Here is a 672-nt window from a genome sequence, read left to right as displayed (position 1 = left end):
TGGTTCCATGATGAGGCGGGCAACCTGACCCGCGAGCATCAGCACTACCTCGCGACCGGTACACCGATGGTTGCCGTCTGGCAGCATGAGTACGACGCCCTCAACCAACGCATCTCGACCATTCGCCCGGATGGGCACAAAGTCAGTTGGCTGACCTACGGCAGCGGCCACCTGCTCGGCATGACCCTCGACCAGCACGAGATGCTGGCCTACGAGCGCGATGACCTGCACCGCGAGGTTGTGCGGCATCAGGGTAACAAGCTCATGCAGACCCAGGCCTGGGACCCTGCCGGGCGCCTGCAAGAGCAATGGCTCGGTAGCCATGACAGCCAGTCCACGCTGCTCAAACGTCAATATCGCTACGACGCTGCGGGCCAGCTGACCAACATTCACGATACCCGGCGTGGCCAGTTGGAATATCAATACGATCCGGTTGGCCGCCTTCTCCAAGCCAGCAGCCGTTTGGGCGTCGAGACCTTTGCCTTCGACCCTGCTGGCAACCTGCTGGACCAGAAAACCCAGGAGCTGAACCGACCGCTGGAAGTCGATCCGCGTCGCAACAAGTTGATGGACAACTTGCTGCGCGAGTATGCCGGCACCCATTACCGCTACGACGAACGCGGCAACCTGATCCACCGCCTGCACAACGGTGCCCATGCGCATTTCACCTGG

1 pseudogene is annotated in these 672 nt (G+C 61.5%); it reads left to right on the top strand.

Annotated elements, in window-relative coordinates:
• Positions 1-672, top strand: a pseudogene (locus F3J43_RS23670) (hypothetical protein); the annotation flags it as partial.

This window comes from Pantoea sp. Cy-639, from assembly GCF_011752525.1.
In the GTDB taxonomy this organism is placed as follows: Bacteria; Pseudomonadota; Gammaproteobacteria; order Pseudomonadales; family Pseudomonadaceae; genus Aquipseudomonas.
Note: the sequence above shows the minus strand (reverse complement) of the source record. Positions and strands in the feature narration are given on the sequence as shown.